Annotated in this window: 23 protein-coding genes; 11 read left to right on the forward strand and 12 right to left on the reverse strand. The window is 37.2% G+C overall.

The annotated features are described in order from the left end of the window. Positions 1-67: 67 nt before the first annotated feature. Positions 68-2,488: a cation-translocating P-type ATPase gene (locus tag IGK86_RS09135; RefSeq protein WP_002393199.1), complete on the reverse strand. Its 2,421-nt coding sequence runs from the start codon at positions 2,486-2,488 to the stop codon at positions 68-70. 218 nt (positions 2,489-2,706) lie between these two features. Between IGK86_RS09135 and rnhC the strand changes: the two genes are divergently transcribed. Further along, positions 2,707-3,624 (forward strand): ribonuclease HIII, encoded by a 918-nt coding sequence (gene rnhC, locus IGK86_RS09140; RefSeq protein WP_010816463.1) that lies wholly within the window; start codon positions 2,707-2,709, stop codon positions 3,622-3,624. 66 nt (positions 3,625-3,690) lie between these two features. On the opposite strand, the gene IGK86_RS09145 is transcribed toward rnhC, so the two are convergent. Beyond that, positions 3,691-4,863, reverse strand: coding sequence for a class I SAM-dependent rRNA methyltransferase (locus IGK86_RS09145; protein ID WP_016617229.1), 1,173 nt, complete (start codon positions 4,861-4,863; stop codon positions 3,691-3,693). Positions 4,864-5,120: 257 nt separating this feature from the next. Between IGK86_RS09145 and IGK86_RS09150 the strand changes: the two genes are divergently transcribed. The 3 genes from IGK86_RS09150 (at position 5,121) to IGK86_RS09160 (ending at position 8,602) form a co-directional block, all read left to right on the forward strand. Further along, positions 5,121-7,229: an LTA synthase family protein gene (locus IGK86_RS09150; protein WP_002357869.1), complete on the forward strand. Its 2,109-nt coding sequence runs from the start codon at positions 5,121-5,123 to the stop codon at positions 7,227-7,229. Positions 7,230-7,334: 105 nt separating this feature from the next. Beyond that, positions 7,335-8,036, forward strand: coding sequence for a hypothetical protein (locus tag IGK86_RS09155; protein WP_002357870.1), 702 nt, complete (start codon positions 7,335-7,337; stop codon positions 8,034-8,036). 14 nt (positions 8,037-8,050) lie between these two features. Further along, complete coding sequence (locus IGK86_RS09160) at positions 8,051-8,602, forward strand: hypothetical protein (RefSeq protein WP_016617228.1); 552 nt, start codon at positions 8,051-8,053, stop codon at positions 8,600-8,602. A 37-nt stretch (positions 8,603-8,639) separates the two neighbouring features. Here the strand turns inward: IGK86_RS09160 and IGK86_RS09165 are convergent, their stop codons facing one another. Both IGK86_RS09165 and IGK86_RS09170 read right to left on the reverse strand, forming a co-directional pair. Further along, positions 8,640-10,097, reverse strand: coding sequence for a sensor histidine kinase (locus IGK86_RS09165; protein WP_002363787.1), 1,458 nt, complete (start codon positions 10,095-10,097; stop codon positions 8,640-8,642). Continuing rightward, positions 10,097-10,816, reverse strand: coding sequence for a response regulator transcription factor (locus IGK86_RS09170; RefSeq protein ID WP_002381953.1), 720 nt, complete (start codon positions 10,814-10,816; stop codon positions 10,097-10,099). Before IGK86_RS09170 ends, IGK86_RS09165 begins: the two co-directional genes overlap by 1 nt. Positions 10,817-11,030: 214 nt before the next feature. Between IGK86_RS09170 and IGK86_RS09175 the strand changes: the two genes are divergently transcribed. Continuing rightward, positions 11,031-11,810 carry a Cof-type HAD-IIB family hydrolase gene (locus tag IGK86_RS09175; protein WP_002363786.1) on the forward strand — a complete coding sequence of 260 codons (780 nt, stop codon included), beginning with the start codon at positions 11,031-11,033 and terminating at the stop codon, positions 11,808-11,810. 17 nt (positions 11,811-11,827) lie between these two features. Here IGK86_RS09175 and IGK86_RS09180 read toward each other — a convergent pair whose 3' ends face one another. Continuing rightward, positions 11,828-12,034 (reverse strand): hypothetical protein, encoded by a 207-nt coding sequence (locus IGK86_RS09180; protein ID WP_002357875.1) that lies wholly within the window; start codon positions 12,032-12,034, stop codon positions 11,828-11,830. A 231-nt stretch (positions 12,035-12,265) separates the two neighbouring features. Here IGK86_RS09180 and IGK86_RS09185 point away from each other — a divergent pair, with 231 nt between their 5' ends. Both IGK86_RS09185 and IGK86_RS09190 read left to right on the forward strand, forming a co-directional pair. Beyond that, positions 12,266-13,042 carry a threonine/serine exporter family protein gene (locus IGK86_RS09185; protein WP_002404495.1) on the forward strand — a complete coding sequence of 259 codons (777 nt, stop codon included), beginning with the start codon at positions 12,266-12,268 and terminating at the stop codon, positions 13,040-13,042. A gap of 11 nt (positions 13,043-13,053) precedes the next feature. Further along, complete coding sequence (locus IGK86_RS09190; RefSeq protein WP_438742356.1) at positions 13,054-13,515, forward strand: threonine/serine exporter family protein; 462 nt, start codon at positions 13,054-13,056, stop codon at positions 13,513-13,515. Positions 13,516-13,546: 31 nt separating this feature from the next. On the opposite strand, the gene IGK86_RS09195 is transcribed toward IGK86_RS09190, so the two are convergent. The 4 genes from IGK86_RS09195 to IGK86_RS09210 all read right to left on the reverse strand — a co-directional run bounded on the left by IGK86_RS09195 (position 13,547) and on the right by IGK86_RS09210 (position 17,950). Next, a complete protein-coding gene (locus IGK86_RS09195; protein ID WP_002357878.1) occupies positions 13,547-14,314 on the reverse strand; it encodes an ABC transporter ATP-binding protein in 768 nt (255 codons plus the stop codon). Further along, positions 14,311-15,198: an ABC transporter permease gene (locus IGK86_RS09200; protein ID WP_010713483.1), complete on the reverse strand. Its 888-nt coding sequence runs from the start codon at positions 15,196-15,198 to the stop codon at positions 14,311-14,313. The genes IGK86_RS09195 and IGK86_RS09200 overlap by 4 nt, the downstream gene beginning before the upstream one ends. Positions 15,199-15,222: 24 nt before the next feature. Beyond that, on the reverse strand, positions 15,223-16,212 hold the full coding sequence (gene trpX / locus IGK86_RS09205; protein WP_002391629.1) for a tryptophan ABC transporter substrate-binding protein: 990 nt from the start codon (positions 16,210-16,212) through the stop codon (positions 15,223-15,225). A gap of 1,078 nt (positions 16,213-17,290) precedes the next feature. Continuing rightward, positions 17,291-17,950: a hypothetical protein gene (locus IGK86_RS09210; RefSeq protein WP_002386659.1), complete on the reverse strand. Its 660-nt coding sequence runs from the start codon at positions 17,948-17,950 to the stop codon at positions 17,291-17,293. A 219-nt stretch (positions 17,951-18,169) separates the two neighbouring features. Here IGK86_RS09210 and efbA point away from each other — a divergent pair, with 219 nt between their 5' ends. The 3 genes from efbA to IGK86_RS09225 all read left to right on the forward strand — a co-directional run bounded on the left by efbA (position 18,170) and on the right by IGK86_RS09225 (position 20,716). Beyond that, positions 18,170-19,882: a fibronectin-binding protein EfbA gene (gene efbA / locus IGK86_RS09215; protein ID WP_016617227.1), complete on the forward strand. Its 1,713-nt coding sequence runs from the start codon at positions 18,170-18,172 to the stop codon at positions 19,880-19,882. A 155-nt stretch (positions 19,883-20,037) separates the two neighbouring features. Then, the gene (locus IGK86_RS09220; RefSeq protein WP_002381957.1) at positions 20,038-20,301 is read left to right on the forward strand and encodes a hypothetical protein; all 264 of its coding nucleotides are present in this window, start codon (positions 20,038-20,040) and stop codon (positions 20,299-20,301) included. Between the two features lie 73 nt (positions 20,302-20,374). After that, on the forward strand, positions 20,375-20,716 hold the full coding sequence (locus tag IGK86_RS09225) for an iron-sulfur cluster biosynthesis family protein (RefSeq protein ID WP_002391631.1): 342 nt from the start codon (positions 20,375-20,377) through the stop codon (positions 20,714-20,716). A gap of 38 nt (positions 20,717-20,754) precedes the next feature. Here the strand turns inward: IGK86_RS09225 and IGK86_RS09230 are convergent, their stop codons facing one another. The 3 genes from IGK86_RS09230 to IGK86_RS09240 form a co-directional block, all read right to left on the reverse strand. Further along, a complete protein-coding gene (locus IGK86_RS09230) occupies positions 20,755-21,213 on the reverse strand; it encodes a DUF441 domain-containing protein (protein WP_002357887.1) in 459 nt (152 codons plus the stop codon). Positions 21,214-21,686: 473 nt separating this feature from the next. Then, the gene (locus IGK86_RS09235; protein ID WP_438742360.1) at positions 21,687-22,736 is read right to left on the reverse strand and encodes an oxidoreductase; all 1,050 of its coding nucleotides are present in this window, start codon (positions 22,734-22,736) and stop codon (positions 21,687-21,689) included. Positions 22,737-22,760: 24 nt separating this feature from the next. Continuing rightward, positions 22,761-24,194: a glycoside hydrolase family 1 protein gene (locus IGK86_RS09240; RefSeq protein WP_104877137.1), complete on the reverse strand. Its 1,434-nt coding sequence runs from the start codon at positions 24,192-24,194 to the stop codon at positions 22,761-22,763. A gap of 242 nt (positions 24,195-24,436) precedes the next feature. Between IGK86_RS09240 and IGK86_RS09245 the strand changes: the two genes are divergently transcribed. Continuing rightward, positions 24,437-25,150 carry a GntR family transcriptional regulator gene (locus IGK86_RS09245; protein ID WP_016617225.1) on the forward strand — a complete coding sequence of 238 codons (714 nt, stop codon included), beginning with the start codon at positions 24,437-24,439 and terminating at the stop codon, positions 25,148-25,150. The last annotated feature ends 67 nt before the right edge of the window (positions 25,151-25,217 follow it).

Raw genomic sequence — 25,217 nt, forward strand, 5'->3', positions numbered from 1 at the left:
TTATTTTTCCCAACAATAAAAAACAAAAAACACCGAACCAAAATAATTTTGGCTCGGTGTTTTGCTCCTAATGTCTTTTCTTATAAAACCATAATTGAACTTTTTCAGAAATGGTTGATAAATGTTGGAAAGTTGAGTCTGCTGCAAAGAAAAGAATGGCTAAAAGTAACAAGGCTGTTGGCGATACCGAAGTTAACGAGAATAAGTTTTTCATGGAAATACTTGTAATAACCATTCCGATTAAACAGCCAATCATTACGCGCTTGCGGTAACGATTCATTGGTGAACTAATTTTATAAAGAACCATAAAGCCGACTGAAACTAGCAACAATGTTGCAGTCGTTGAAATGTCCGTTTTTTGAAGTGCAAGAATATCACCACAAATTAGTAAGGCACCGACTACCAACATATCCGTTAACCCACCAGGAATTGCTTTTGATAACACATTGAAAAGAAATTTCCCTTCAATGCGACGATGATTTGGTTCCAAAGCTAGAAATGTCGAAGGAATCCCAATTGTAAATAAACTAATCAATGTGACTTGTGTCGGTTGTAAAGGATATGTCACGGCAAAAATCATAGCAAAGACAGACATCAGCAAGGAAAAAATATTTTTTACAAGGAATAAACTTGAAGAGCGTTCAATGTTATTAACTACTTGGCGGCCTTCAAAGACAACCTCCGGCATCGTTGAAAAATCAGAATCTAACAACACAACTTGCGAGGCTTGTGCTGTAGCTTGATTTCCTGAAGCCATGGCAATACTACAATCTGCTTCTTTCATGGCTAAAATATCATTGACTCCATCCCCTGTCATCGCCACTGTATGATCTAATTTTTTCAACAATAGTACAAATTGTTTCTTTTGTTCTGGCGTGACACGACCAAAAACGGTGTATTTTTCTAAAGCTTCTGTCTGGGCTTCCATTGTAGTTAATGTTCGCGCGTCCACATAATTTTCAGCACCAATAATGCCTGCCGCTTGTGCTACATTGGATACTGTTAAAGGATTATCACCAGAAATGACCTTAATAGCCACATTTTGTTCAGCGAAATATTCAAAAGTTGCTTTGGCTTCTTTACGAATCGGATTCCAAAGAAGAATGTAGCCTAGAGGTTGAACCTCTGCTGTCAACGTTTCCTGAAATTCTCCTAAATACTTTCCGAACACCAATAAGCGATAGCCTTGACTTGTATAATGTTCCACTTCAGATTGATACATTTCATAATTGTCTCTCAAAATCATCTCTGGCGCCCCAAGAATATACGTCGCTTCTGGGAAAGTCACGCTACTAAATTTTTCGACAGACGAAAACGAGGTATAGCTAACGGCTTCCCTCTGATTATTAGTAACAAAAAATTCTTTCATCGCTTTCATCGTATCATTGTCAGCTGACATTGTTCGGCAAAAATCGCCAATTAATTTTTCGACATTGGTTAAGTCTGTACCATCATTTTCGATACTCACCACAGGAACCAACTCTTGGACTTCCATCGTGTTTTCAGTAATTGTTCCTGTTTTATCTACACATAACACATCAACACGTGCTAAGGATTCGATACTTTTCATGTTGTGCAATAAAACGCCGCGCTTCGCTAAGCGCATTGTGCTGGCAGCTAATGCAACGGTTGTTAAAAGGTACAACCCTTCTGGAATCATCCCAATCAAGGCAGCTTCCATGGAGACAATGCTGTCATGAAGCCCTTGATGGTTGATGAAATAACTTTGGAAAAATAGAACACAGCCGATTGGAATAATAATAATCCCTACCCATTTCACCAAACGGTTAATGGAACCGACCATCTCTGATTGTTCCCCTTTTTTAATTGATTTCGCTTCAAGCGTTAATTGATGAACATAGGCCTCAGCGCCAATTTTATCAATTCTTGCATAACAAGAACCTGACACAATAAAGCTACCTGACAAAAGTTGGCTATCTGCTACTTTGGTAATCTCATCAGATTCCCCGGTTAACAAGGATTCATTCACACGGACTTCACCAGATAAGACAATTGCATCCCCAGAAATCTGTTCACCCGATTTAAAGAGCACCACATCGTCCAAAACCAGTTCATCTGGCGAAATTTCTTGTTCTTGGCCATCCCTCACAACGGTTACTTTTGTAGCATTTAGAATATTTAAGCTATCTAATACTTTCTTCGACTTAATTTCTTGGTAAATTCCAATGACCGTATTAATGATTACTACTGGCAAAAAGGTCATATTTTTATAAGATTGTACCAGCATTAATAACACACCTAGTACCACAAAAATTAAGTTGAAATACGTAAATACGTTATTAATAACAATCTGTTTCGTTGTGATAAACTCTGTGTCGACGGCGGCATTGACTAAGCCTTTTCGCTGTCTTTCTTCAACTTGTGCGGCCGTCAAGCCTTGTTTATCTTCTGGATAATAGCGTTCCGCGTTAGCAGTCACTGCTATTGGTTCATTTTCTTGCATTTCTTTTTTTCTTCTCAAACACATCACCCCTTGTTCTAGTCGACTCTTTCATCGTCTCCTTCTCTCCCACAGTATAGCACTGAATAAAAATTTAGATAACAACTAGCGTCCAACTATAGAAAAAAATTATACATTTCCTAAACATTGTCATTTTCAGGAACAAGCTAACGCAAAACCTTTTCATTTACTTGTTTTTCCTTTACTATAGTAAAGAAGAAATATCAAGAAATGAGGAACAATTGATGGCACAGAATCACGTAATTAAAGTTAGTAAAAAAACATTAGCAGAGATGACCACTGTTTATCAACCCAATCGTTTAAATAAAACGGTCCCTTATACTGTCTTTGTGGCCAAGGTTGGTACCACTACCATCACTGCTTATCAATCAGGTAAAGTCATGTTTCAGGGACCTCAAGCTGAAAAAGAGGCCGCTCGTTGGGAAGGAACGAGTACCACACCAAAGAAAAAAGTGTCCCCCCAGACTACAACGCTGCCTGCTGATTTTGGCAACTGGTCTGTGATAGGTTCCGATGAAGTCGGTAATGGTAGCTATTTTGGTCCAGTAACTGTCTGTGCTGCCTATGTTGACAAAAGCATGATTAGCAAACTAAAAGCATTGGGTGTTCGTGATTCCAAAGAATTAACCGACCCACAAATTATTCAATTGTCACATGTCATTAAAGAACTGATTCCTTACAAGTTATTAATCGTTGAACCAAAAAAATACAATGAGATCCAACCAAACTACAATGCTGTACACATGAAAGTCGCTTTGCATAACCAAGCGATTTATCTGTTGCTACAAGAGTTGGCTCCCACAAAGCCAGAAGGGATTTTGATTGACCAATTCACCCCTGAAAATAACTATCGGAAATATGTTCGTAATGAAAAAAATCAAGTCACTGAAAAATTGTTCTTCGTCACTAAAGGAGAGCAGTATCATGTTGCCGTTGCTGCCGCCTCTATTATTAGCCGCGCTGCTTTTTTAGAAGAGTTAGACAAAGAATCTGCAGAATTGGGTTTCTCTGTGCCCTCTGGTGCTGGCAGCAAATCAGACCAAGTAGCCGCCCGTATTTTGAAAAAAGGCGGCCTAGACTTATTAGCGAACTACGCGAAGCTGCATTTTGCAAATACCCAAAAAGCCCAAAAGTTACTATAAAATAAACACCAAGCAAAAGTCCCAATGCCGATTAGCGGCGCTGGGACTTTTGCTTGGTGTAAAAAATTATTTTTCAATTTCGATAAACAGGACTTTTAAGTAATTACCTTCTGGAAAATTAGGATTCACTTGAAAGTCTGCCGGTAATTGATACGTGTCCGTAATCTTGTAACGAACATTTTTCTCTTGCAAGGCAGTAATCACCATTTTTTTATATTTGGCTAAGGATAAATTTGCCGCATTGGTTGAGGCAATAAGCGTTCCCTTATCCGTTAAAATATCAATAGAATCTTTCACTAGCTCCCCATAATTTTTAGCAACGGAAAAAACTTTCTTTTTGTTACGAGCAAAACTTGGCGGATCCAAAATGATCATGTCATAGCTCAAGCCTTTACGTGAAGCATATTTAAAGTAGTCAAAAACATCCATGACAATAATCTTTTGCGGGGCAAGATTTAAATGATTGACTTCAAATTGCTCAGTCGTTTTCGGTAAGCTTCGTTTAGCTAAATCCACACTAGTGGTGGCCACGGCACCTCCCATAGCGGCAGCTACTGAAAAAGCACCTGTATAACTAAACATATTTAAGACTGTTTTACCTACTGCAAAACCATCTACTAATCGACCACGAACTTCTTTTTGATCTAAAAAGATGCCTGTCATTAATCCTTCGTTTAAATAGGTAGCAAATTGAACGCCATTTTCAGTGACAAGTAATGGCTCGGGTGCTTGTTCGCCATACAAAAACTGTGATTCGGGTAAATCTTTTGTGGAAAAGCGAATCTTTTCGTAGGCACCAATAATATCAGGGTAAACTGTGCGAAACGCCGTCAAAAGTTCGGCTTTTTTCTGATAAAGGGTTTCATTATACCATGAAAAAACGGCGTAATCTGCATAGCGATCGATGATTAGACCCCCAATGCCATCTCCTTCTCCATTAAATAATCGATAAGCGGTTGTCAGCGAATCCTTTTCAAAAGACGTCCGCTTCTCACGACTTATTTCAAAGAGTTGTTGAAAAAAAGATTGATTAATTGGTCCATGCCATGACAGCAACCAACCAATTCCTTTATTTTGTTCGCCTAAATATCCTTCAGCTAAACACTGGCCTTTACTATCAATCAAAGTAAGCCAATCTGTTGGTAACGGCGCTGGCACTTGTTGCAAATCTTCTTTCTGAATTAAAGGATATCCTTTTTTAAATTTATGTTCTGCTTTTTTAGTTACTTGAAGTTTCATTCTGTACACCTACTTTTCAAAGTCCTATCTAGTATAGCAAAAAAAGGCCCATCTGTCTTTAAAGGATTCAAGCTTCACGTCATTTAACGAACTAAAAAGTTTAAGGAAATAGTAAGTTTTCTTTAACATCCCCATTCCTCACTTCGGTAAGAATTGACATAAAATTTGTGAAAGAGTAAAATTAAAGCGATATTGTAAAATACGAAATTTACCTAATTTTACTTTTATAGAATCATCGTTTAGAAAGGACGTTTATTTTGAAAAAATTATTTAAAACAAATATTTTGAACACGCGACTGGGGTTATTCTCGCTAATCGCCATCTTACTGTGGCTAAAAAACCTCTTTGCGTACGCCGTTGATTTCCATTTACGTTTGGAAAATATTAACGAGTATTTCATACTCTTAATTAATCCAATTGCCACAACGGTCTTTTTATTAGCCATCGCTTTGTATGTTCGCCGTAAAAAAGCTTCTTATATTACAATGATGATTATTTACTTCTTGATGAGTTTACTGCTCTTCTCAAATGTCGTGTATTATCGAGAATTTACTGACTTCATCACAGTTAATACGATGCTTGGTGCTGGCAAAGTAGCTAGCGGTCTTGGCGAAAGTGCCTTACGTCTCTTTAGACCTTATGACGTCATTTATTTCTTAGACTTCATTATTATTGGCGTATTATTATTAACGAAAAAAATTAAAACAGATGCGCGTCCAGTCCGCGCACGTGTAGCAGTCTCTGTCACACTCCTTTCTGTTGTCTTTTTCTTATTCAATCTATTTATGGCTGAAACAGAACGTCCCCAATTATTAGGACGTCAATTCTCTCGTGACTATATCGTGAAATTCTTAGGCTTAAATGCCTTTACCGTGTACGATGGCATTACAACTTACCAAACAAACCAAGTCCGTGCCGAAGCTAGTGCTAACGATATGAAACAAGTTGAAGATTACGTGAAACAACAATATGCGGCACCCGATGATAGTAAGTTTGGTATTGCAAAAGGCAAAAATGTAATTTATATCCATTTAGAAAGTTTCCAACAATTTTTAGTTAATTACAAATTAAAAGATGAAAATGGCGTAGAACACGAAGTCACACCATTTATCAATAGTCTTTACAATAGTAAAAGTACCTTTAGCTTTGATAACTTCTTCCACCAAGTTGGTCAAGGAAAAACAAGTGATGCCGAAACGTTACTTGAAAATTCACTATTTGGTTTAGACCAAGGTTCACTCTTTACACAAGTTGGTGGGAAAAATACGTTTGAAGCAGCACCCGATATTTTAAAACAAACGCAAGGTTACACTAGCGCTGCTTTCCACGGAAATGCCGGTAACTTCTGGAATCGGAATGAAACCTATAAACGTTTAGGCTATGACTATTTCTTTGATGCTAGTTATTATGATGTTAATTCAGATAACTCATTCCAATATGGGTTACACGATAAACCATTCTTTAATCAATCCGTTCAATATTTAGAACATTTACAACAACCGTTCTATTCTAAATTTATTGCTGTATCCAATCATTATCCTTATTCTCAATTTACAAACGATGAAGCAGGATTCCCAATTGCAAAAACCTCTGACGAAACAATTAATGGTTACTTTGCAACAGCGAATTATTTAGATAAAGCGGTCGAAGAATTCTTTAACTACTTGAAATCTTCAGGTCTCTATGAAAACTCAGTCATTGTTCTTTATGGCGATCACTATGGGGTTTCTAATTCAAGAAACCAAAACTTAGCAGAATTAGTAGGTAAAACCAAAGCAGATTGGAACGATTTTGACAACGCCAATATGCAACGTGTTCCTTATATGATTCACGTTCCTGGTCAAGAAAATGGCGGTGTGAACCATACGTATGGCGGCCAAGTTGATGCCTTACCAACCCTTCTACACTTGCTTGGTGTCGATACGAAAAACTACATTCAGTTAGGCCAAGATTTATTCTCTAAACAACACAATCAAATCGTTGCTTTCCGCAACGGCAATGTTGTAACACCTAAATATACTATTTTAGGTTCTAGCATTTACGATACTAAAACAGGCACTTTAATTACAGAGCCAACCGAAGAAGTTAAGAAAGAAGTCGCTGATTTAAAAGCCAAAGCGACGAAACAATTAGAAACGTCTGACCAAATTACTAACGGCGACTTGCTTCGTTTCTATACCAATAGCGGCTTAAAACCAGTTAACCCAGAAGACTATGATTACAAGAACCAATTGCAACAACTGGAAGCAATTGAAAAAGAAAAAGGTGAAAAATCAACGAGTGTTTACAGTAAAAACAATAATAAATCAACCGTTGATGAATATCACACTGACAGTTATCAAGGCTATCAAAAAACTGGTAAATAAATCTTCAAAAAGCTTGAGCAATTTGCTCAAGCTTTTTTGCTACTTTTTCATAATTAATTCATATTATTTCACTATACTAAAGATAGTTTAGAGAGGTGAAAGTTGATGAGAAGTGTCCGTTACGCTACAGCTAGTAGTTTTTATCATAAAAAAATCACGTTAATCACTGCACTCTTCTTCTTCCTGTTCTCTTTCTTATTGACTGGGCTGTTTAACTTAATTGATTTTGAAAAAGAGTTTTTACGAACGATGCCAGACTTTGTCGATATTGAAAAACAAACTAGTTACCATTACCAACTGATCCAATACTATTGGCACCTCTATCTAGGTAGTGTCATTTTCTTTGGTGTTACTTTTCTTCTGTTGATGTATGTGACATTACGCATAAAAAAGGAAGAAATACATACATGGTATCACATGCACTTTTCAAATATGTATGTCACCAAACAGCTCTTACTAGAGTTATGTTTACCGGCTCTATTAGGAATTTTCAGTTTTTTACTTTTCACTTTAATGTTTCAAGAAACGTATAATACTGTTCTTTGGGCTGCCCGTGATGCTATTTTACAGTGGTCTCATTTGGAAACTCCAGCATTTTTAGCTAAAAGTACCGACCAGGATGTCACGATTACAAATATCCAGCATTTAGGGATTCAAACGATCCAAGCGTTTTCTTTTGATTTTAAAAGTATGCAGTCGCTTTATACAATCCGTAATTGCTTTGTTAACTGCTTAATCTTGCTTGGCATTCCTCTTGTTTGCGGGACTCCTTTCACGTTGATTTATTTACGCACACATCAGAAATAAGGGAGGGATTTTCTATGAATGTCACACCATCATTCAAAAAAACAACCGAAAAAAAATCCTCATTCGACGCGTTAGCTTTGCGAGAAGTTTATGGAATCATTTATTCTGCTCCAGAACAAGAACTCGCATTGGCCGATTTTTTCCAAACAAATCAACTAACCATTACTAGGCTTTCTTCTAGTGAAACCTTTCTGCCCTACTTGCCATTAGAAGAAAATTTATTTATCGCTAGTACGATCAAAGAACGGGATCGAAAAGTAGTTCTAGCCGAAGCTTTCCAGGTGTTCCAATTAGAACCTGCCTTACTTGGTCGTTCCTTTACTTCTTTTACGACTTTTGAAAAAATTAAAATGCGCATAATACAACTTTTGCTTTCAAAAACAAGTACGTTAGTGATTGATGACATCTTTTCTTCATTAACGATTGGACAACGTCAAGAAATTTTACCTCAATTAAAAATAGCAGTTCAAAAAAGAAACAAGCGCTTGCTATTTCTGACAAAAGATCCACAAATTATTGATAGTCCCTATGTGCAGCCCCTGTCTCTACATGCGTTATTAAACTAAAAAAACGTCTGGCACTGATTGTGACCAGACGTTTTCTTTAGTTTTCAGTAATTTCAACATCAGGAAATGAAATAATAAACGTGGTGCCTTTACCAAGTTCACTCTCAACATTAATTTTTCCTTTATGCAAGCGGACCAATTGTTGAACGATTGGTAAGCCTAATCCTGATTCTCCATATTTCGTATTTTTACGGGATGGATCTACTTTGTAATAACGATCCCAGATATTCAGAATTTGCTCTTCCGTCATGCCGATTCCTGTATCAGAAATACGGACAATGGTTTCTAAATAGCCTTTTTCTAAAGCAATATGAATTTCGCCATTTTCAGTAAATTGGATGGCATTTTGAACAATATTGACAACTACTTGAACGAAACGATCATAATCGGCATACACATCAATTGGTTCGGTGGTGTCTAAATACAATTGATTACCGGCGGCTTCAGCTTTGGCCGTTAGTTGAGTCACAATATTTTCTAAAGCTTCTGTTCCGTTGAACTTCTTCACAACAATTTGAATCTGGTTGGTCCGAATTTTTTCATAATCAAGATTTTCATTGACTAAGCGAATCAAGCGAGCGGTCTCATTTTGCATCAGTTTAATCGCATTCTCTTTTTGATTTTCAGGAATAGCATTATACTGCAATCCCTCTAACAAGCCATTAATAGTTGTTAAAGGCGTCCGCATTTCATGAGAGGCATCCGCCATAAATTGACGACGGCGCTCTTCTTGCCGATTGATTTCTTCTTGTGATTCTTTTAAAGACGCGGCCATTTTATTAAAATCTTCTGCTAGGTCATCAAATTCATCTTTGTCATGGACCGGTAATTGAATATCAAAATTTCCACTAGTAATTTCTTTGGTGGCTTTACGCATCCGATTAATTCGTTTCACTTGGAAAGTCGCAAATAGATAGCTTAGTAACAAGGCAATCACACCAGAAAAAATAAAGCCTTTAATCAAGTTTTGTGTCACGGACTGGACACTTCGGTCAACGTTTTTGGCAGGTTGTGTAATCACCATTGCTCCAAGCAGAGTTTTAGTATTTTTATCAAATACAGGCAGCATCACGTAGGCTGAGGTATTCTTTTCCCCATAAATATCAACGTTTTCTGTTGCATAAACGTAGTTACCTTTCATAATTTGATCCCAATTTTTATCAATTAAAGAAAAGTCTAACTTTTTCGTGCTATCAATTGTTGGGTATAGAACTTCTCGATTCTTTTTAATAAATACAAATTGTACATCTTGCTTTTGTAACACTTGCTCAGTTAACTGTAATGAATAAGCAAATGCATTTCGTTCTGATACTCCGGCTATATTGGTGAAAAATCCCCTTGTTTCTATGACTGATTCTGCATAACCATATAATTGATCATAGTTGTTAGCTTGCATTGTGCGCTTGGTCAATTGTGTGAAAGACGTTCCAACAATGAGAATAATCAGAGCAATCACACCTATAAAAGCAAGTAATTGTTGATACAAATACTTCATTAAGCAACACCTGAATCGTCGAATTTATACCCTACGCCCCAAACCGTTTGGATGACTTGAGGACCCACTTTTTCAATTTTTTGTCGTAATTTTTTGATATGGGCATCAACTGTCCGTTCATCGCCAAAGTATTGATAGTCCCAAACCAATTCTAGTAGTTGTTCGCGTGAAAAGACTTGGCGTGGTTTTTTTGCTAAAGTGTATAGCAAATCAAATTCTTTAGGTGTTAGGCCTTCAATTAATTGATTATCTAAATATGTTTCTCGTGTTTTCGTATTCATTTTAAAATGATCCGTAATCACATCAAACGTTTCATCTGTATTCTCAGACGTATCATGCGCAGCCTCTGCCACCTCGGCACGACGATGTAGAGCTTTCATCCGTGCAATCAAAGTTAATGGACTAAATGGTTTTGTCACATAATCATCCGCACCCATTTCAAGGCCAATTACTTGGTCACTTTCAGAATCACGAGCGGTCAACATAATAATGGGAACATTGGCTGAAACTTTGCGAATTTCACGACAAACAGCCATCCCATCCATACTAGGTAAGTTTAAGTCTAACGTAATCATGTCCCATTTTTCTGGCGAAGCAAGAAAAGTCGCCAATCCTTCTTTGCCATCATCTTTAAAGGTAGCTTCCCACCCCTCATTTAAGAAAAACATTTGCATCATTTCTGAGACGGACTCATTGTCTTCAATCATTAATATATTCATTTCATTCACTCCTTATTCACTTTTCATAAAACTGCTCTATTGTAGTATACTCTAAAATTGAATTTGTACCAACCGATTCTATATTTCTTCAAAAATCCTTTACAGAACCATCAAAAATCACTTTTTTTCCTGCTCTTTTAAAGAAAACGAAGGGAACCCATTGTCTTTTCAGAAAAGTTTGTTAAAATAACAAGCGTAGAGAGGATGTTAGGGTATGGATAAAATGAAAGCTATTACTTTTTTTGATTTAGATGGAACTTTGTTAGATGGAACATCGCAAATTACTCCTGAGATTACCGCAGCAGTGGCGGCCTTGAAAGACAATCAAATTTTACCTTTAATTGCGACAGGACGGACCTTGTGTGAGATTCAGCCAATTATGAAAGCCAGTGGCATTGACTCAGCGATTGTAATGAACGGGCAATTTATTCATTATGAAGGAAAAACGATTTATTCAGATGAATTTACAACAGAGGAATGTGTTTCACTGCATGAACATGTCAAACAGCGTGGTCATGAATTGGCTTTTTACAATGAGCGCCGTATTTTTTGTACAGGGCATACTGGCACAGTGAAACAAGCCTATGACTATATTCATTCAGCTGTTCCAGAAATTGATCCCACAGGTTATGAGAATGATGCCGTCAACATGATGTTGGTCTTAAGTCAACATGGCGATGATGATGAATATTACTATGAGCGATTTCCTGAATTAACCTTTTATCGCAATGGTCCTTTTTCAATTGATATTGTTCGTAAAGGGGTCTCTAAAGGCTCTGGTGTCAAAAATCTTTTTAACACCTTGGGATTAAACGGCATTCCCACTTATGCCTTTGGTGATGGCATCAATGATTTGGCGCTGTTTGAGGCCTGTGATTATGGAATTGCCATGGGTAATGCGCGAGAAGAACTAAAAGAAAAAGCCACCTTTATTTCAACTAAAAATACTGAGAATGGCATTGTTAATGGCTTGAAAAAATTTGATTTACTATAAGAGAAAACTACCTTCTTCTATTGATGTACTTTAGAAGAAGGTAGTTCTTTTGTATGTTCATTTTTCTTTTTCTGCTGAGCACAGAGAGCTACTCCCACTACTTGAATCAGCAAAATCGCTCCCAACAAACAACTTAATACGATGTTTCCTGATAGGATTGTTCTTCTGATTAAAATAATTAATACGACACTGCTAATTCCGTAGAGTAACCATTGGTTGTCCATTTTTATTGACCCCTTTGTTTTTCTATGTTTAGGATAGGATGTTTCCTACTAAAATGCAAGGAAAGATCCTAGATTCTTACAACTAACCCATAATTTTTACTAATTCCTTATTTGTTTTCATTTATTCTTAAGATTCGTTTCATTTTTGTAAAAAATCACACTTTTTTTCTATCTCTGTTTTAAATTGCGTACAGTTCTTAAAAAAAATGATACACTAAAAGTGAACTCGAAATGAAAGGAGCCATTCCTTTGGTTAATAGCGAAAAAAGAAAACAATTAATTATTGATACATGCATTTTAGCTGGAAAAATTATGCTGGAAAGCGGATCTGAAGTATATAGAACCGAAGATACGATTACTCGGATTGCTGCAAATGCTGGCGAGCCAGAGAGCGTTTGTTATACGACGGCTACAGGGATTTTCGTAGGCTTTCGTTCCAGTAATTATACGCAATTAGAAAACATCCCCCAGCGCTCGATTAATTTGGAAAAAGTTAGCCTTGTCAATCAATTATCAAGAGAATTTGCGCAAAAAGAGATTACTCTACCAGAGCTTTATCAGCGCTTAACTCTATTAGAAACGGATACCCCCACTTTTTCAATTTCGTTACGCTTGTTAGCAGCCGGAATTGTTAGTTGTACGTTAATGTACATTTTTGGTGGCACTTGGCAAGATTTTATTGCAACTTTTTTTGTTGGCGTGATTGGGTATGCCAGTTATCTTTTTACCCAAAAGTTATTCCAAGTTCCTTACCTCGATTCATTCGCAGCCGCTTTTGTCATTGGTTTGTTGGCCTATTTGGCTGTGCATTTTCGCTTAGCAGTCAACATCGATAATATTATTATTGGTGCGGTAATGCCGTTAGTTCCAGGTGTGGCGATTACGAACTCTTTTCGCGACATTTTAGCGGGCCACCTCATCAGCGGGACGGCGCGAGGAACAGAAGCTATTTTTATTGCTGGGTCTGTTGGCCTAGGGATTGCCTTGATTTTTAAATTATTTATGTAAGGAGTGTTCAAATGGAACTAATTTTTCATCTTCTCTTTAGTTTTTTATCGACTGTGACGTTTGGTATTATCACGAACATTCCTCGTAAAGCACTGGTGGCTTGTGGCATTACTGGCATGACAGGCTGGATGATTTATTATGTCTTAACGCAAACTTTTGATGCTAGTCAAACCTTTGCAAACTTTTTAGGAACGCTCGGGTTAGGGATCGCTAGTATCTTTTTTTCCCGTTACAAAAAAATGCCGATGATTATTTTTTACATTCCGAGTTTGGTTCCTTTAGTACCAGGAGGCCCTGCCTATCAAGCAGTTCGGAGCATTTTGTTAGGAAATATTGATGACGGGTTGCAGTTGATTTTAAAAGTTGTCTTTACTGCTGCAGCTATCGCAGCGGGCTTTATGGTGACCTCGTTACTGGAACGAATTGTCAAACGTTTTTTCCCCAAGCGACTCTTCCGATTGGTCAAAAAATAAAAAAACAAGCTCATTTTCTGAGCTTGTTTTTTTATTCTACTTCTTCAAAGAACAGCAACAAATCTTGTAGCGTTAATTGTGCTTTTTCAGCAGCGTTTAAATCTTGAACAATTTTACCTTTTTGTAAAACAATTAAACGATTGCCATATCGTAAAGCATCTTCCATTCGATGGGTAATCATCAAACAAGTTAAGTTCCCTTCTTCAATCCGTTGTTCCGTTAAGTGCATCAACTGCTTGGATGTTTTGGGATCTAAGGCAGCAGTATGTTCATCTAAAAGTAATAATTCTGGTTTTGTGATAGTGGCCATTAATAAACTTAAGGCTTGGCGTTGACCGCCAGAAAGGTTACCTGTCGGTGTATCCAGATGATTTTCCAAGCCATTGCCAACTTCTTGACAGATTTTTGTAAACAAGGCGCGTTGCTCATTTATCTTCCGTAATGTTAAGGGACGTTTTTGTCCGCGTTTCATGGCAAGCAATAAATTTTCTGCCACAGTCATTCTTGGTGCTGTCCCCATTTTAGGATCTTGAAAAACACGCGCTAGAGATTTGGCCCGTTTGACTTCAGAAAGATTGGTGCGATTGACTCCTTCAATTAAAAATTGTCCTTCTGTTAGTGTCAAAGTTCCTGCTAAACTATTGAACAGCGTACTCTTGCCTGCGCCATTTCCACCTAAAACAGTAATGAAGTCCCCAGGATAAATGGCTAAGTTCACATGATCCAAAATCACTTTTTTTTCATTCATCCCATTATCAATGATTTTTGTCGCATTTTTTAATTCAACAACTGGTTTCATTTCGTTCCCCCCTTATCAGAAAAGCCGTGTAGTCGTAATGCTTTTTTCAATTGTGGGATCATTAAACAGATTGCTAAAATCACTGCTGAGAAGATTTTCAAATACGTCGTATCAAAGCCTAATTTAATCACTAATAAAATCAATAGTTGATAAATAATACTCCCTACAACAATCGCCATCAGCCGTTCACCAAACGTTAATTCTCCAAACAGTACTTCACCAATAATGAGTGAAGCCAAGCCAATCACAATGACACCTGTTCCTTTACTTACATCCGCATATCCATCATTTTGGGCAATCAAAGCGCCAGATAAGCCAATCAAGCCATTCGATAAAACCAATCCTAAAATTTTCATGCGATCCGTTTGAATGCCAATCGAGCGAGCCATTTCTTCATTGTCACCTGTCGCAATATAGGCTTGTCCTAAACTAGTATTAAAGAAAAATAACAGTAAAATCATTACCACAGCCAAAACACTAATCCCTAAAAAAATAGTATCATAATAATCGGGTAAGGCCATTTTTTGAAAAACATCTTGAATCTTCGGTTGGTTTAATAAAGACTTATTTGGCGATTTCATCACAAATAAAATCACGGAATTTAAACCAGACATCACTAAAATTCCTGCTAAAATAATTGGAATTTTTCCTTTTGTAAATAGTAAACCAGTCACTAAACCGGCAATCATTCCTGCTCCGACCCCTAAAAGAGTCGCTACAAATGGTGAAACCCCTGTTGTAATGGCAGTTACACAAACCGCCCCTCCTAACGGAAATGAACCTTCTGTGGTCATATCTGGAAAATTTAAAATACGATAAGTCATAAAGATACCTAGTCCTAACAAGGCCCATAACATTCCTTGTCCAATTGCTGAAACAATCATCGCTTCTCCTACTTTCTTTGATAATTAGTTAATCAATTTCGATTTTTTTGCTAACTCTGCGGGAATCGTAATTCCTAACTTTTGAGCTTGTTTTTCATTGATAATTGTGTCGCCTGTATTAAAGGTATAAATGGGTGTAGTTGCTGGTTGACTTTTTCCAGACAGAACCTCTGCTGCCATTTTGCCGGCTTGTACCCCCAACGCATGTTGATTAATCCCAACAGTTGCTAAACCGCCTTGTTCTACCATTGTATCCACCGAAGGAATAATCGGCGTCTTGGTTCGATTTGCTTCTCCGACTACCGTTTGCATAGCATTAGCAATCGTATTATCAGTTGGTATATAAATCACATCTGTTTCCTTAGTCATCACTTGAACCGTTTGTGCTATTTCATTACTTGATGGCACAGCATATGTTTTCACTGTCAATCCTTTGGCTTCAGCTGCTTTCTGCGCTTCAGCTACTTGGTATCGAGAGTTTTCTTCTGAGGAAGCATAGAGAATACCTATTTTTTTGGCAGCTGGTATCAATTCTTTTAGTAAATCCATCTGGGCTGACAAAGGAGATTGATCACTAACACCCGTGATATTACCGCCTGGCTTTTGATTGTCTTTCACCAATCCTGCACTAACAGGGTCCGTAATGGCGCCTAAAATGATTGGGATTTCTTGGGTAGTGTTGGCTAACGCTTGCGCAGCTGGCGTGGCGATACCAATTAAAACGTCTGCCTTTTTTTGTACTAATTGTTGACTCATGATTGCTAACTTACTCTGGTCGGCTTGACCATTTTGAAAAATAATTTCTAAGTTTTTGCCTTTGTCATAGCCATTTTCCTTTAACCCTTCTTCGACACCTTTATAAATTTCGTCCAATGCGGGGTGACTGACAAACTGCAAAACCCCTACAGTAACGGTTTCTTTCTTTGAATTCGTCACTTTTTGATTCACAAAAAAAGCACCAATTAAATAAATAGCTAATAAAGACACGACAAACGTTAAACGTTTATTTTTCATTTTGCATTCTCCTAACTGCCCTTTTGTTTGGCAACTTTTTCTTTTTAATAATAAAACCATTATCTATAGGGCGTTTCTTCCGTTGAAAGTGAAACTGAGATTCGTAATCCTCTGCTTAGTCAAAATCCTAGGAACACTTTTTTACAAATGTCAGGATTTAACTGCGACGAGGATCGCAACTTTGTGAGAATCGCAGGAGTACTTTTTCTACGAATGGGACAACGTTCTCTTCGTTCACCTTGTACTACTCATCACTCTTAAAGGCCAAACTGCGGCGAGTATACGCAGCCTGCATCTACTCTGTCACTTCGTGCCAATCGTAGTGATTGTCAGGATTTAACTGCGACGAGGATCGCAACTTTGGTGAGAATCGCAGGAGCACTTTTCTACGATTGTGACAACGTTCTCTTCGTTCACCTTGTACTACTCATCACTCTTAAAGGCCAAACTGCGGCGAGTATACGCAGCCTGCATCTACTCTGTCACTTCGTACCAATCGTAGTGATTCGTAGCAAAAAAACAACGACTTATCCTAAGTGTTTAGGAGTGGTCGTTGTTTTTATGCAAAACAAAAACCACATAGACGGGTCCTCTATGTGGTCGTTTTTTCTTCTTGAATATAACCAGCATAGATACACTTTTTAGAATAAGTCTTCTAAAGTTGTATCTATGAAAGAATCATACATACAACTATCTACGCCAGTTTTGCCATGATTGGTGCATTTCTTTTACGTTAGATAATTGTGTCATGTATTTTCCCTCCTAGTTATGTTGTTAAAGGTAGTCTACACTATATTGATTTTGTTCGTCAAGAAAAAGTTTTTATTTTCTTGCATTTCTTTTACTTCTAAAAAACGAGCCACTCTTATGAGAGGCTCGTTTTTCTTTATTTCAGCATATTTACCACTTAATTGTTTCGGTTTCTTTCAATTTTCACGGGAACTTTAACTGCTTGTTTTTGCGATTGAATCAGCCATAAACTTACTAAAATCGTCATTGAAATTACTAATGCCATCGAAAATCCCCTCTTTCTAATTCCTTAAAACTTTCTACAATCTAAGTTTAACATAGCTAGCTATTATTCACCAGTTTCTGGTACTGTATCAGTGCTTTCTGTCGTCGTTTCAGTAGATTGAGCAACGCCAGTCGTGCTGGTCGTCGTCTGTGTTTCAGCGGTCTTCGCTGCTTCTTTTTCAGCTTCTTGCGCCGCTTTTTGCTGGTCTTTCAAAACGCCAGCCATTGGTAATCGATTTAATTCTGGTATTAATTGTGTTTTTAAATCCATAGATTTTTCGACAACCGTCCGTGTCTTTTCTTTGCCATTTTCAAAGAAAACAAGCGTGATCTCATCGCCGCTAACATTGTATTGCTCTTGTGCTTTGCCAGCATTATAAATTAACGGATAGATATACAGCGAACGATGAAATTCATTCATTTTATCTGAATTAAACAGCTTCACCATTTGATCGTATTGCTTGCCAGATGGTTTAGCAAACATGACTGACATGGCTCCTGTTTCTTGGATTTTCTTGTCTGCTGTTTTGTAATCTAAGACACTGACTTTCTCTGATTTGATGGGTCCTGCGACTAACGATTCAACTTGAGCAGCTCGAATATTTTTTTGCATCGTTGGAATAAAAATGATTGAGCCAATTATTAATACTAATGCTACAATAGCGGTAATCATTAACAGTTTTCTTTGTCTTAATTCATAAAGTGCCTCTTTTAGTTCTTCCATAAAATTATTCAACTTCTAATCGCTCCTCGCTTTTAGTTCTTATCTATTATACTAATCATTTTCTTTCTTGCCTACCCTTGCGCTTTAATTACTAAAAAAACCAGCAAACTTCCCCAGCTTTCTAAGGAAAACCCAACTCCTTTTTAACAAGCTTCTTTCTTAAATTCAAAAACTCCGCTATAATAAAGCTATTAGTCGGAAAGAAACGAGGGATTTATTATGTCATTTGATGGCGTATTTACTCATAGCATGGTTCATGAGTTGACAGAAACACTCGTAAGTGGCCGGATTTCAAAAATCCATCAACCTTATGAAAACGAAGTCGTTTTAGTCATTCGTGCGAAAGGTAAAAACCATAAATTATTATTATCAGCACATCCTAGTTATGCGCGCATACAACTATCTACAATTACCTATAGCAATCCAGAAACACCTCCTAATTTTGTGATGATGTTACGAAAATTTCTGGACGGTGCCATTTTAGAAACGATTCAACAAATAGAAAATGATCGCGTGATTCACTTCACCTTTTCAAAAAGAGATGAACTAGGTGACTTACAAAATATTGTTTTGATTGTTGAATTAATGGGACGTCACAGTACTATCGTTTTAGTTAACCAATCTTCTGGAAAAATCTTAGATGCAATAAAACACATTGGAATGAGCCAAAATAGTCATCGTTCGTTGCTTCCTGGAGCAACTTATATTGAACCGCCAAAACCAATAGGACTTAATCCGCTCACGGCCTCAAAAGAAGAAGTCTTTGCGCTTCTTTCTACAGCTCCTGAATTAAACGGACGCTATTTACAACAACATTTCCAAGGTCTAGGCAAAGATACAGCAGACGAATTAAGTGCCCGTTTACTTGCACAACCAAATGAAAAAATGGCCATCTGGACAGAATTTTGGTCCTCAGTCACTGAAGCTGTTGTACCGACATTAACCGTCACTGAAAAAAAAGAATATTTTACGCCCATTCCTTATCAATCATTAGTTGGTGAACAAACAACGTATCCGACACTCAGTGAATTACTAGATGCCTTTTATTCTGGTAAAGCAGAGAAAGACCGTGTCAAACAACAAGGCGGCGAACTAATTCGCAAAATTGAAAATGAACTAAAAAGAAATCAAAAGAAACTTAAAAAATTACAACAAACCTTAGCCGATACAGAAAACGCTGAAAATTACCGTCGCGACGGAGAACTATTAACAACCTTCATGGCACAAGTCCCAAAAGGAGCCACCGAGGTGGAATTACCAAATTATTATGAAGAAAATGCACCGTTGCGTATCTCGCTAAATCCTGCACTTTCACCTAATCAAAATGCACAAAAATATTTTCAAAAATATCAAAAATTGAAAAATGCTGTCCGAGTTGTTAAGACACAAATTCAGCAAACGCAACAAGAAATTTCTTATTTAGAGTCAGTTGTGGCACAACTTGAAATTGCGACACCAATGGACATTGAAGTGATTCGTGAAGAACTGATTGAGCAAGGCTATTTAAAACGTAAAAAAAATAAAAAACAAAAACAGCCGAAAAAAAGCCAACCCGATCTTTTTTATGCCACAGATAGCACACCTATTCTCGTTGGAAAAAACAATTTGCAAAATGATCAATTGACTTTACGAACCGCTAAAAAAACTGATTATTGGCTCCATGCCAAAGATATTCCTGGATCTCATGTAATTATTCGTGACGCACATCCTAGCGAAGAAACCCTTACTGAAGCCGCACTTCTAGCAGCTTATTTTTCAAAATATCAACTTTCTTCACAAGTGCCTGTCGACTATGTCCAAGTAAAACATGTGCACAAACCCAATGGAGCAAAACCAGGTTATGTGATTTATGAAAACCAACGAACGTTATATGTGACGCCAACAGAAGAATCGATCAAAAAAATCCAGCAAAATAAGGCTTCTACTTCCTAATTATATTAAACTAAAAAACAACGTACTGCCGATTGATCGTACGTTGTTTTTTTGCATTGGCAAAGACATTTATCAAGTGATAAATAACACAAGTAAGCTCAATTAGTTTACAAACTAGCTATTTCTCTCTATACTGACTGTTGGAGGTGAAATTCATGGTCTTTTTACACATTATTTTTGGGATGTTTGCCTTTATTGGCGCTTTAGGTTTAGGTGTCGCCTTCCGCGATAGCTTTACAGAACTTTCAACACCAAAGAAAGCAGCGATTATTTTATCTTACGTAGGTGCGATTGGTTCAACAGTCCTAGGGTTCACATCAGCAACAAAAAATCCATTTGTTTTAGCTGCAACAGTTGTCTTAGTTGTCGCCTTTTCTATTGCTCTTTTCAAAAAAAGCAGTAAAGAAACAAGCAAATAACAAAACCTTTGAAGAGCGGCATAGCGACAAGCTACCCTCTTCCTTTTACATACTATTTAAAGGAGTGAGGCAAATGTCTCTGACTATTTCTGAAGAAGTAAAACAACGTTTAGCCCCTTTCTTAACTGAAACGAACACCTTCTTGTTGGTAGCAAATGACGGCTCTAATCCTTATTCTTCCGCAGAAGGTTGTTGTATGATTGGCGATCGTTTCATTATCGTTCCTGTTGATCAAGCAGAAGCGCCTTATACCGAAACAATTGCTAATGATTCTTTTCACGTCTATACTTCAACGTATGACCAAATGTTTTTAACAGGGCATTTACAGCTAGTGATTCATCCGAATGCGGGAACCATTACTTTAAAAAATGAAAGTGGCATATTAGATAGTAATGTGGACATTTATCAACACTAAAAAAGCAAACAAAACGTTTACGCGTTTTGTTTGCTTTTTTAGTGTTGAAAGGCTTGAAAGGTAGTAATGATTACGTACATCATCCCCGATGCAATAATCGGACCAGCTGCAATTCCTTTTAAAAAAACGACGCCAAGAATCGTTCCAAAAACTAAGGCCACCGTAATCTCAGGCGATTGATTAATTAAACCTACTCCTTTTGAGGATAAAACAGCCACCAGAATTCCACAAAGTATCCCCAGCCATCCCATCGGTGTTTTGAATGATTGAATTAAATCCTTTAAGCCAATTTGTCCTGTAGCAATCGGGACTAAAATGGTAATTGAAATAATTGTGACGCCTAAATTAATGCCTTTATCTGACAACCACGACATGATTTTCGCACTATTTGGTAAAGCTTTTAAAGCAAGCACAACAACTGACGCAATTAATAAACTTTGATTTTTTGCAACAAACGCAATCAAGGCAATCAGTAGTAAAAAAAGCCAACTTTCCACTGGTTGTCCTCCTTTCTGATTTGGTTCTTTCGTTAACCAAACTTTCTTGTCTTTCCTATTTTAGCAAAGAACCTCTTTAATTACCATTCAGCTTCAGTAATTATTGTCTTTTTCACCCGAATCTTGCTTAGAAAAAACGAGTTAAAAATTAATTTTTTCTCATAACAAGCCTTTTTCTCTTTGAAAAATTATTTTATGAAGTATACTAATATTAACTATAAAGTAGTTTACTTGCATTTATACTGGATATTCGATATCCTATTTAAGGCTCTTCAATTGAGCGAGCATCACAAAAGACATTTTAGTAGCAATTCTTGGGGAAGTAGTGCTACTAAGATGTCTTTCCTTTTCTTATTTTTACTAACAATATACGTTTCTTATATTAAAATTCACAACTCTTTATAAATAAAAGCGCCTGCCCCACAGTTGTCTGGACTGTAGGGCAGGCGCTTTTCAAGTCATTTAAGCACGCTTTAGTTTTCTTTCAAACGATAAACACTTGGACTTGGGTTAAGAAAACCTGCTTCTAAAATTTCGATGTTAGTTAATGCTTGCTCTTCAGTTACTAGTTGCGGTGCACCATTTTTCAACGTTTCATAGACGGCATCATAATAACGACCGTAATCACCTACAGGCGTTTTAATTTGTTTTTTAATCCAGTCGCCATTGCCATTACGGTAGGTCACTTCTCCATAATACATTGGTGAATCTTCTCCAAAGCCTGGTGCATCCGGCATGATTCCGGCTTTTAAATCATTTTCTTGTTGATCTTCGCCATATTTGATGAACGAGCCATTGCTACCATGAACAATAAAACGTGGATACGGACTAGCGACAGAATGATTCGTTTTAACTTTTACTTTTAATTTTGAACCATAATGTAAATCAACGTCAAAATAATTATCGACTGCCTCGCTCACTTCATTATTACGAATATCATAAGTGACTTGATCTGGACGCCCGAAAAGAGCAATCATGCGATCCATTAAATGAATGCCTAGTCCGTAAAACGAACCATTTTCTTTAGGTCCTTGTTCCGTGATACTTCCTAGTCGATAATAATCAATATGCGTTTCCACTTCATTGATTTCTCCTAAAAAGCCTTGCTCCACTACTTGCTTCATCGCTAGGTAATCGCCGTCGAAACGTCGATTTTGATAAGGCATCACTACTACCCCTTTTTCTTGCCCTAAAGCAAATAATTCCTCTGCGTGTTCTAACGTATCACAAAATGGTTTTTCCACAATCACTGATTTACCAGCTAAAATGGCTTGTTTGGCTAAATCATAATGTGTATGCGCAGGTGTACAGATTGTGATCAATTCAATTTCTGGATCCGTCAATAATTCATTAAGATCAGTGGTAAAATTTACGCCTTTTTCTTTAAAGGGCGCTGCTGCTTTTTCATTAACATGTAAATCGAAAATCGTTTTCACTTCTAGTGTTTCTCGAATCATTACGTAAGGTAAATGGTAGCGGTTGGCACTTTTACCAAATCCAATAAACCCCATTTTTACTGTCATATTTTCCACACTCTTTTCTTATAATTAGATAAGTCCATTTGTTTCAATGACTTTTTGATACCAATAATAACTGTCCTTCGGGATTCTTTCTAAGGAACCTTTTTGTGTTTCATCTTGATCCACATAGACAAAACCATAACGCTTTTGATAGCCGTTAAGCCACGACAGTAAATCGGTGTAACTCCATGTACAATAACCAATAACTGAAACGCCATCCGTAATCGCCTCTTGAATCGCTTGGATATGGCTTCGCAAATAATCAATGCGATACGTATCGTGAATTTGTTTATCTTCTGTTAAGGTATCATATTCGCCTAACCCATTTTCAGTAATTAAAATAGGCACTTGATAGCGACTAGCTAATCGTCGTAAGGCAATTCTCAAACCTTGCGGGTCAATGGCCCAATCCCAGTTCGTTCGTTCAACATATGGATTATTTACTTTTTTAAATAAACCCGGTACCCCAGATTCCGTTTCAGAACCCTTTTCACCCGTTGTATTCATCTTCCCTATTCCGACGCCATCTAATGGATTAGCAACAACCGTATCCGTCCGATAATAATTAATACCTAGAAAATCAGGTTTGGCTGAACGTAGTAACGCTAAATCGTCCTCTTTTATCGTTGGGGCCACACCTTGCTCCTGTAAGTAATTTAATGCGGCAATTGGGTATTCTCCCCAAAGATAGACATCTAACCAAAAATGCGACAACAAATCTTCTGCATTTTCTGCCGCCAAAACATTGGCAGGATGCGCATCAACGGCATAAACAGGCGTATAAGCAAAGCTAGGGCCAATTTTGCCAGGCATTTCTAATTCATGAAACGCATTAATCACTGCTGCATTGGCTAAATTAGCAATATGATTGGCCTCATACATCCGTTTATTGTCTGTTACGCCGGGAGGATGCACGGCTAATTGATAACCTAACGAAGTAAACACATTTTGTTCATTTAAACTAATCCAATAGCGAACTTTGCCACGGAAAGCGTCAAATAAAATTTTCGCATAGGCCACAAAATCATCAATAATTTTTCTTGATTCCCAGCCACCATATTCTTTTTGCAAAACAGCTGGCAAATCCCAATGATACAAAGTTACCATTGGTTCAATTCCTGCCGCTAATAACTCATCAATTAAATCTGAATAAAATTTCAGTCCCGCTTGATTTACTTGACCACGCCCTTCAGGTAAAATTCGTGTCCATGCAATCGAGAAACGATATGCTTTTAAACCTTGTTGTTTCATTAAAGCCACATCTTCTTTGAAACGATGATAATGATCGACGGCTAAATCGCCAGTTGTCTCTTTGAACGTTTTTCCTGGTAGCCGAACAAATTCATCCCAAACAGATGCGCCTTTGCCGTCTTCATTCCAAGCACCTTCCACTTGATAAGCTGCCGAAGCAGAGCCCCATAAAAAATCTTGCGGAAATGCTTTTAGTTGATGATGTTCCATTGTCATACCTCCCTCTTTTCTGTGCTACCCTTTTATTGTAAAAGGTTTTCACAAAAAGTACCAATCAGATCAATAAGTTCTTCTGTTTACTTTTAAAACTATATAGTTTTAAAAAGAATAAGTCAACTACTTTTATTTAAGTACTTGATTATTAAGTGGTTACGTTAAAAATAAATATATAGTTTTAACATGTTAAATTCATGGTATAATGAGAGAAATACTGGTGATAAAGGAGGACTCTGATGCGGACAAATACACGTTATAAAGAAATTTATGTAGCTATAAAACAGGATATTGAAGCAGGTGTTTATCCAATTAATCAAAAGTTACCCCAAGGTCGTCTTCTTGCAGAAAAATATCAGGTCAGCGAACTAACCATTACAAAAGCCTTACATTTGCTTGTGCAAGAAGGTTATGTTGTCAGACGACGTGGCTCGGGCAGCTTTGTTCAAGACTTTCAAAATCGAACCATTACTAAATTTTCTCCGTTAACCGGCACTTACTCAACCTACGATGGAAAAGTTGAATCCGTGGTTTTAGGCTTTGCAACAGAAGTACCTGAGCCTTGGGTGACTGAAAAATTAAGTATTACAGAAGAAGAGTTAGTCTACAAAATTATTCGTTTACGGATTATCGAAGATGTGCCCTCAATTATTGAATATACTTGGATGCCCGTTGCCCTAATTCCGAACTTGACAATCAAAGAATTGAAAGTCTCCATTTATCAATATATTTCGGAACAATTGCATCAAAAAATTCAAAGTGCGCGGGTCAGCATTTCTGGGATTCGTCCTTCTGCGTTGGAAAAAAAATATTTAAACTTAACCGATAATGATTTCCTGATGCGTGCAGAACAAATTGCTTACCTAGGCAATGGACATATTTTTGAATACTCAATTGCGAATCATATTCCTAGTGAATTCACTTTTGAAACTGTCTTAATTGCAGAAAAATAGAAAACTTTTATGTTGCCATTTCTCATTTCTAACAAAATGATCTCTTTACTTTGAGCCAATACTTTTT

Source organism: Enterococcus sp. DIV1206 (assembly GCF_051712485.1).
Classification (GTDB): domain Bacteria; phylum Bacillota; class Bacilli; order Lactobacillales; family Enterococcaceae; genus Enterococcus; species Enterococcus faecalis.

Bases quoted from the DNA above. Each gene is read 5' to 3' on its own strand.
- IGK86_RS09195 (WP_002357878.1), bottom strand. From the start codon at position 14,314: ATGAAACCAGTTGTTGAATTAAAAAATGCGACAAAAATCATTGATAAT.
- IGK86_RS09145 (WP_016617229.1), bottom strand. From the start codon at position 4,863: ATGAAACTTCAAGTAACTAAAAAAGCAGAACATAAATTTAAAAAAGGA.
- IGK86_RS09180 (WP_002357875.1), bottom strand. From the start codon at position 12,034: ATGGACAACCAATGGTTACTCTACGGAATTAGCAGTGTCGTATTAATT.
- IGK86_RS09135 (WP_002393199.1), bottom strand. From the start codon at position 2,488: ATGTGTTTGAGAAGAAAAAAAGAAATGCAAGAAAATGAACCAATAGCA.
- trpX (WP_002391629.1), bottom strand. From the start codon at position 16,212: ATGAAAAATAAACGTTTAACGTTTGTCGTGTCTTTATTAGCTATTTAT.
- IGK86_RS09235 (WP_438742360.1), bottom strand. From the start codon at position 22,736: ATGACAGTAAAAATGGGGTTTATTGGATTTGGTAAAAGTGCCAACCGC.
- IGK86_RS09190 (WP_438742356.1), top strand. From the start codon at position 13,054: ATGGAACTAATTTTTCATCTTCTCTTTAGTTTTTTATCGACTGTGACG.
- IGK86_RS09245 (WP_016617225.1), top strand. From the start codon at position 24,437: ATGCGGACAAATACACGTTATAAAGAAATTTATGTAGCTATAAAACAG.
- IGK86_RS09160 (WP_016617228.1), top strand. From the start codon at position 8,051: ATGAATGTCACACCATCATTCAAAAAAACAACCGAAAAAAAATCCTCA.
- IGK86_RS09200 (WP_010713483.1), bottom strand. From the start codon at position 15,198: ATGATTGTTTCAGCAATTGGACAAGGAATGTTATGGGCCTTGTTAGGA.
- rnhC (WP_010816463.1), top strand. From the start codon at position 2,707: ATGGCACAGAATCACGTAATTAAAGTTAGTAAAAAAACATTAGCAGAG.
- IGK86_RS09240 (WP_104877137.1), bottom strand. From the start codon at position 24,194: ATGGAACATCATCAACTAAAAGCATTTCCGCAAGATTTTTTATGGGGC.
- IGK86_RS09210 (WP_002386659.1), bottom strand. From the start codon at position 17,950: ATGGAAGAACTAAAAGAGGCACTTTATGAATTAAGACAAAGAAAACTG.
- IGK86_RS09185 (WP_002404495.1), top strand. From the start codon at position 12,266: ATGAAAGGAGCCATTCCTTTGGTTAATAGCGAAAAAAGAAAACAATTA.
- IGK86_RS09155 (WP_002357870.1), top strand. From the start codon at position 7,335: ATGAGAAGTGTCCGTTACGCTACAGCTAGTAGTTTTTATCATAAAAAA.
- efbA (WP_016617227.1), top strand. From the start codon at position 18,170: ATGTCATTTGATGGCGTATTTACTCATAGCATGGTTCATGAGTTGACA.
- IGK86_RS09165 (WP_002363787.1), bottom strand. From the start codon at position 10,097: ATGAAGTATTTGTATCAACAATTACTTGCTTTTATAGGTGTGATTGCT.
- IGK86_RS09220 (WP_002381957.1), top strand. From the start codon at position 20,038: ATGGTCTTTTTACACATTATTTTTGGGATGTTTGCCTTTATTGGCGCT.
- IGK86_RS09225 (WP_002391631.1), top strand. From the start codon at position 20,375: ATGTCTCTGACTATTTCTGAAGAAGTAAAACAACGTTTAGCCCCTTTC.
- IGK86_RS09170 (WP_002381953.1), bottom strand. From the start codon at position 10,816: ATGAATATATTAATGATTGAAGACAATGAGTCCGTCTCAGAAATGATG.
- IGK86_RS09175 (WP_002363786.1), top strand. From the start codon at position 11,031: ATGGATAAAATGAAAGCTATTACTTTTTTTGATTTAGATGGAACTTTG.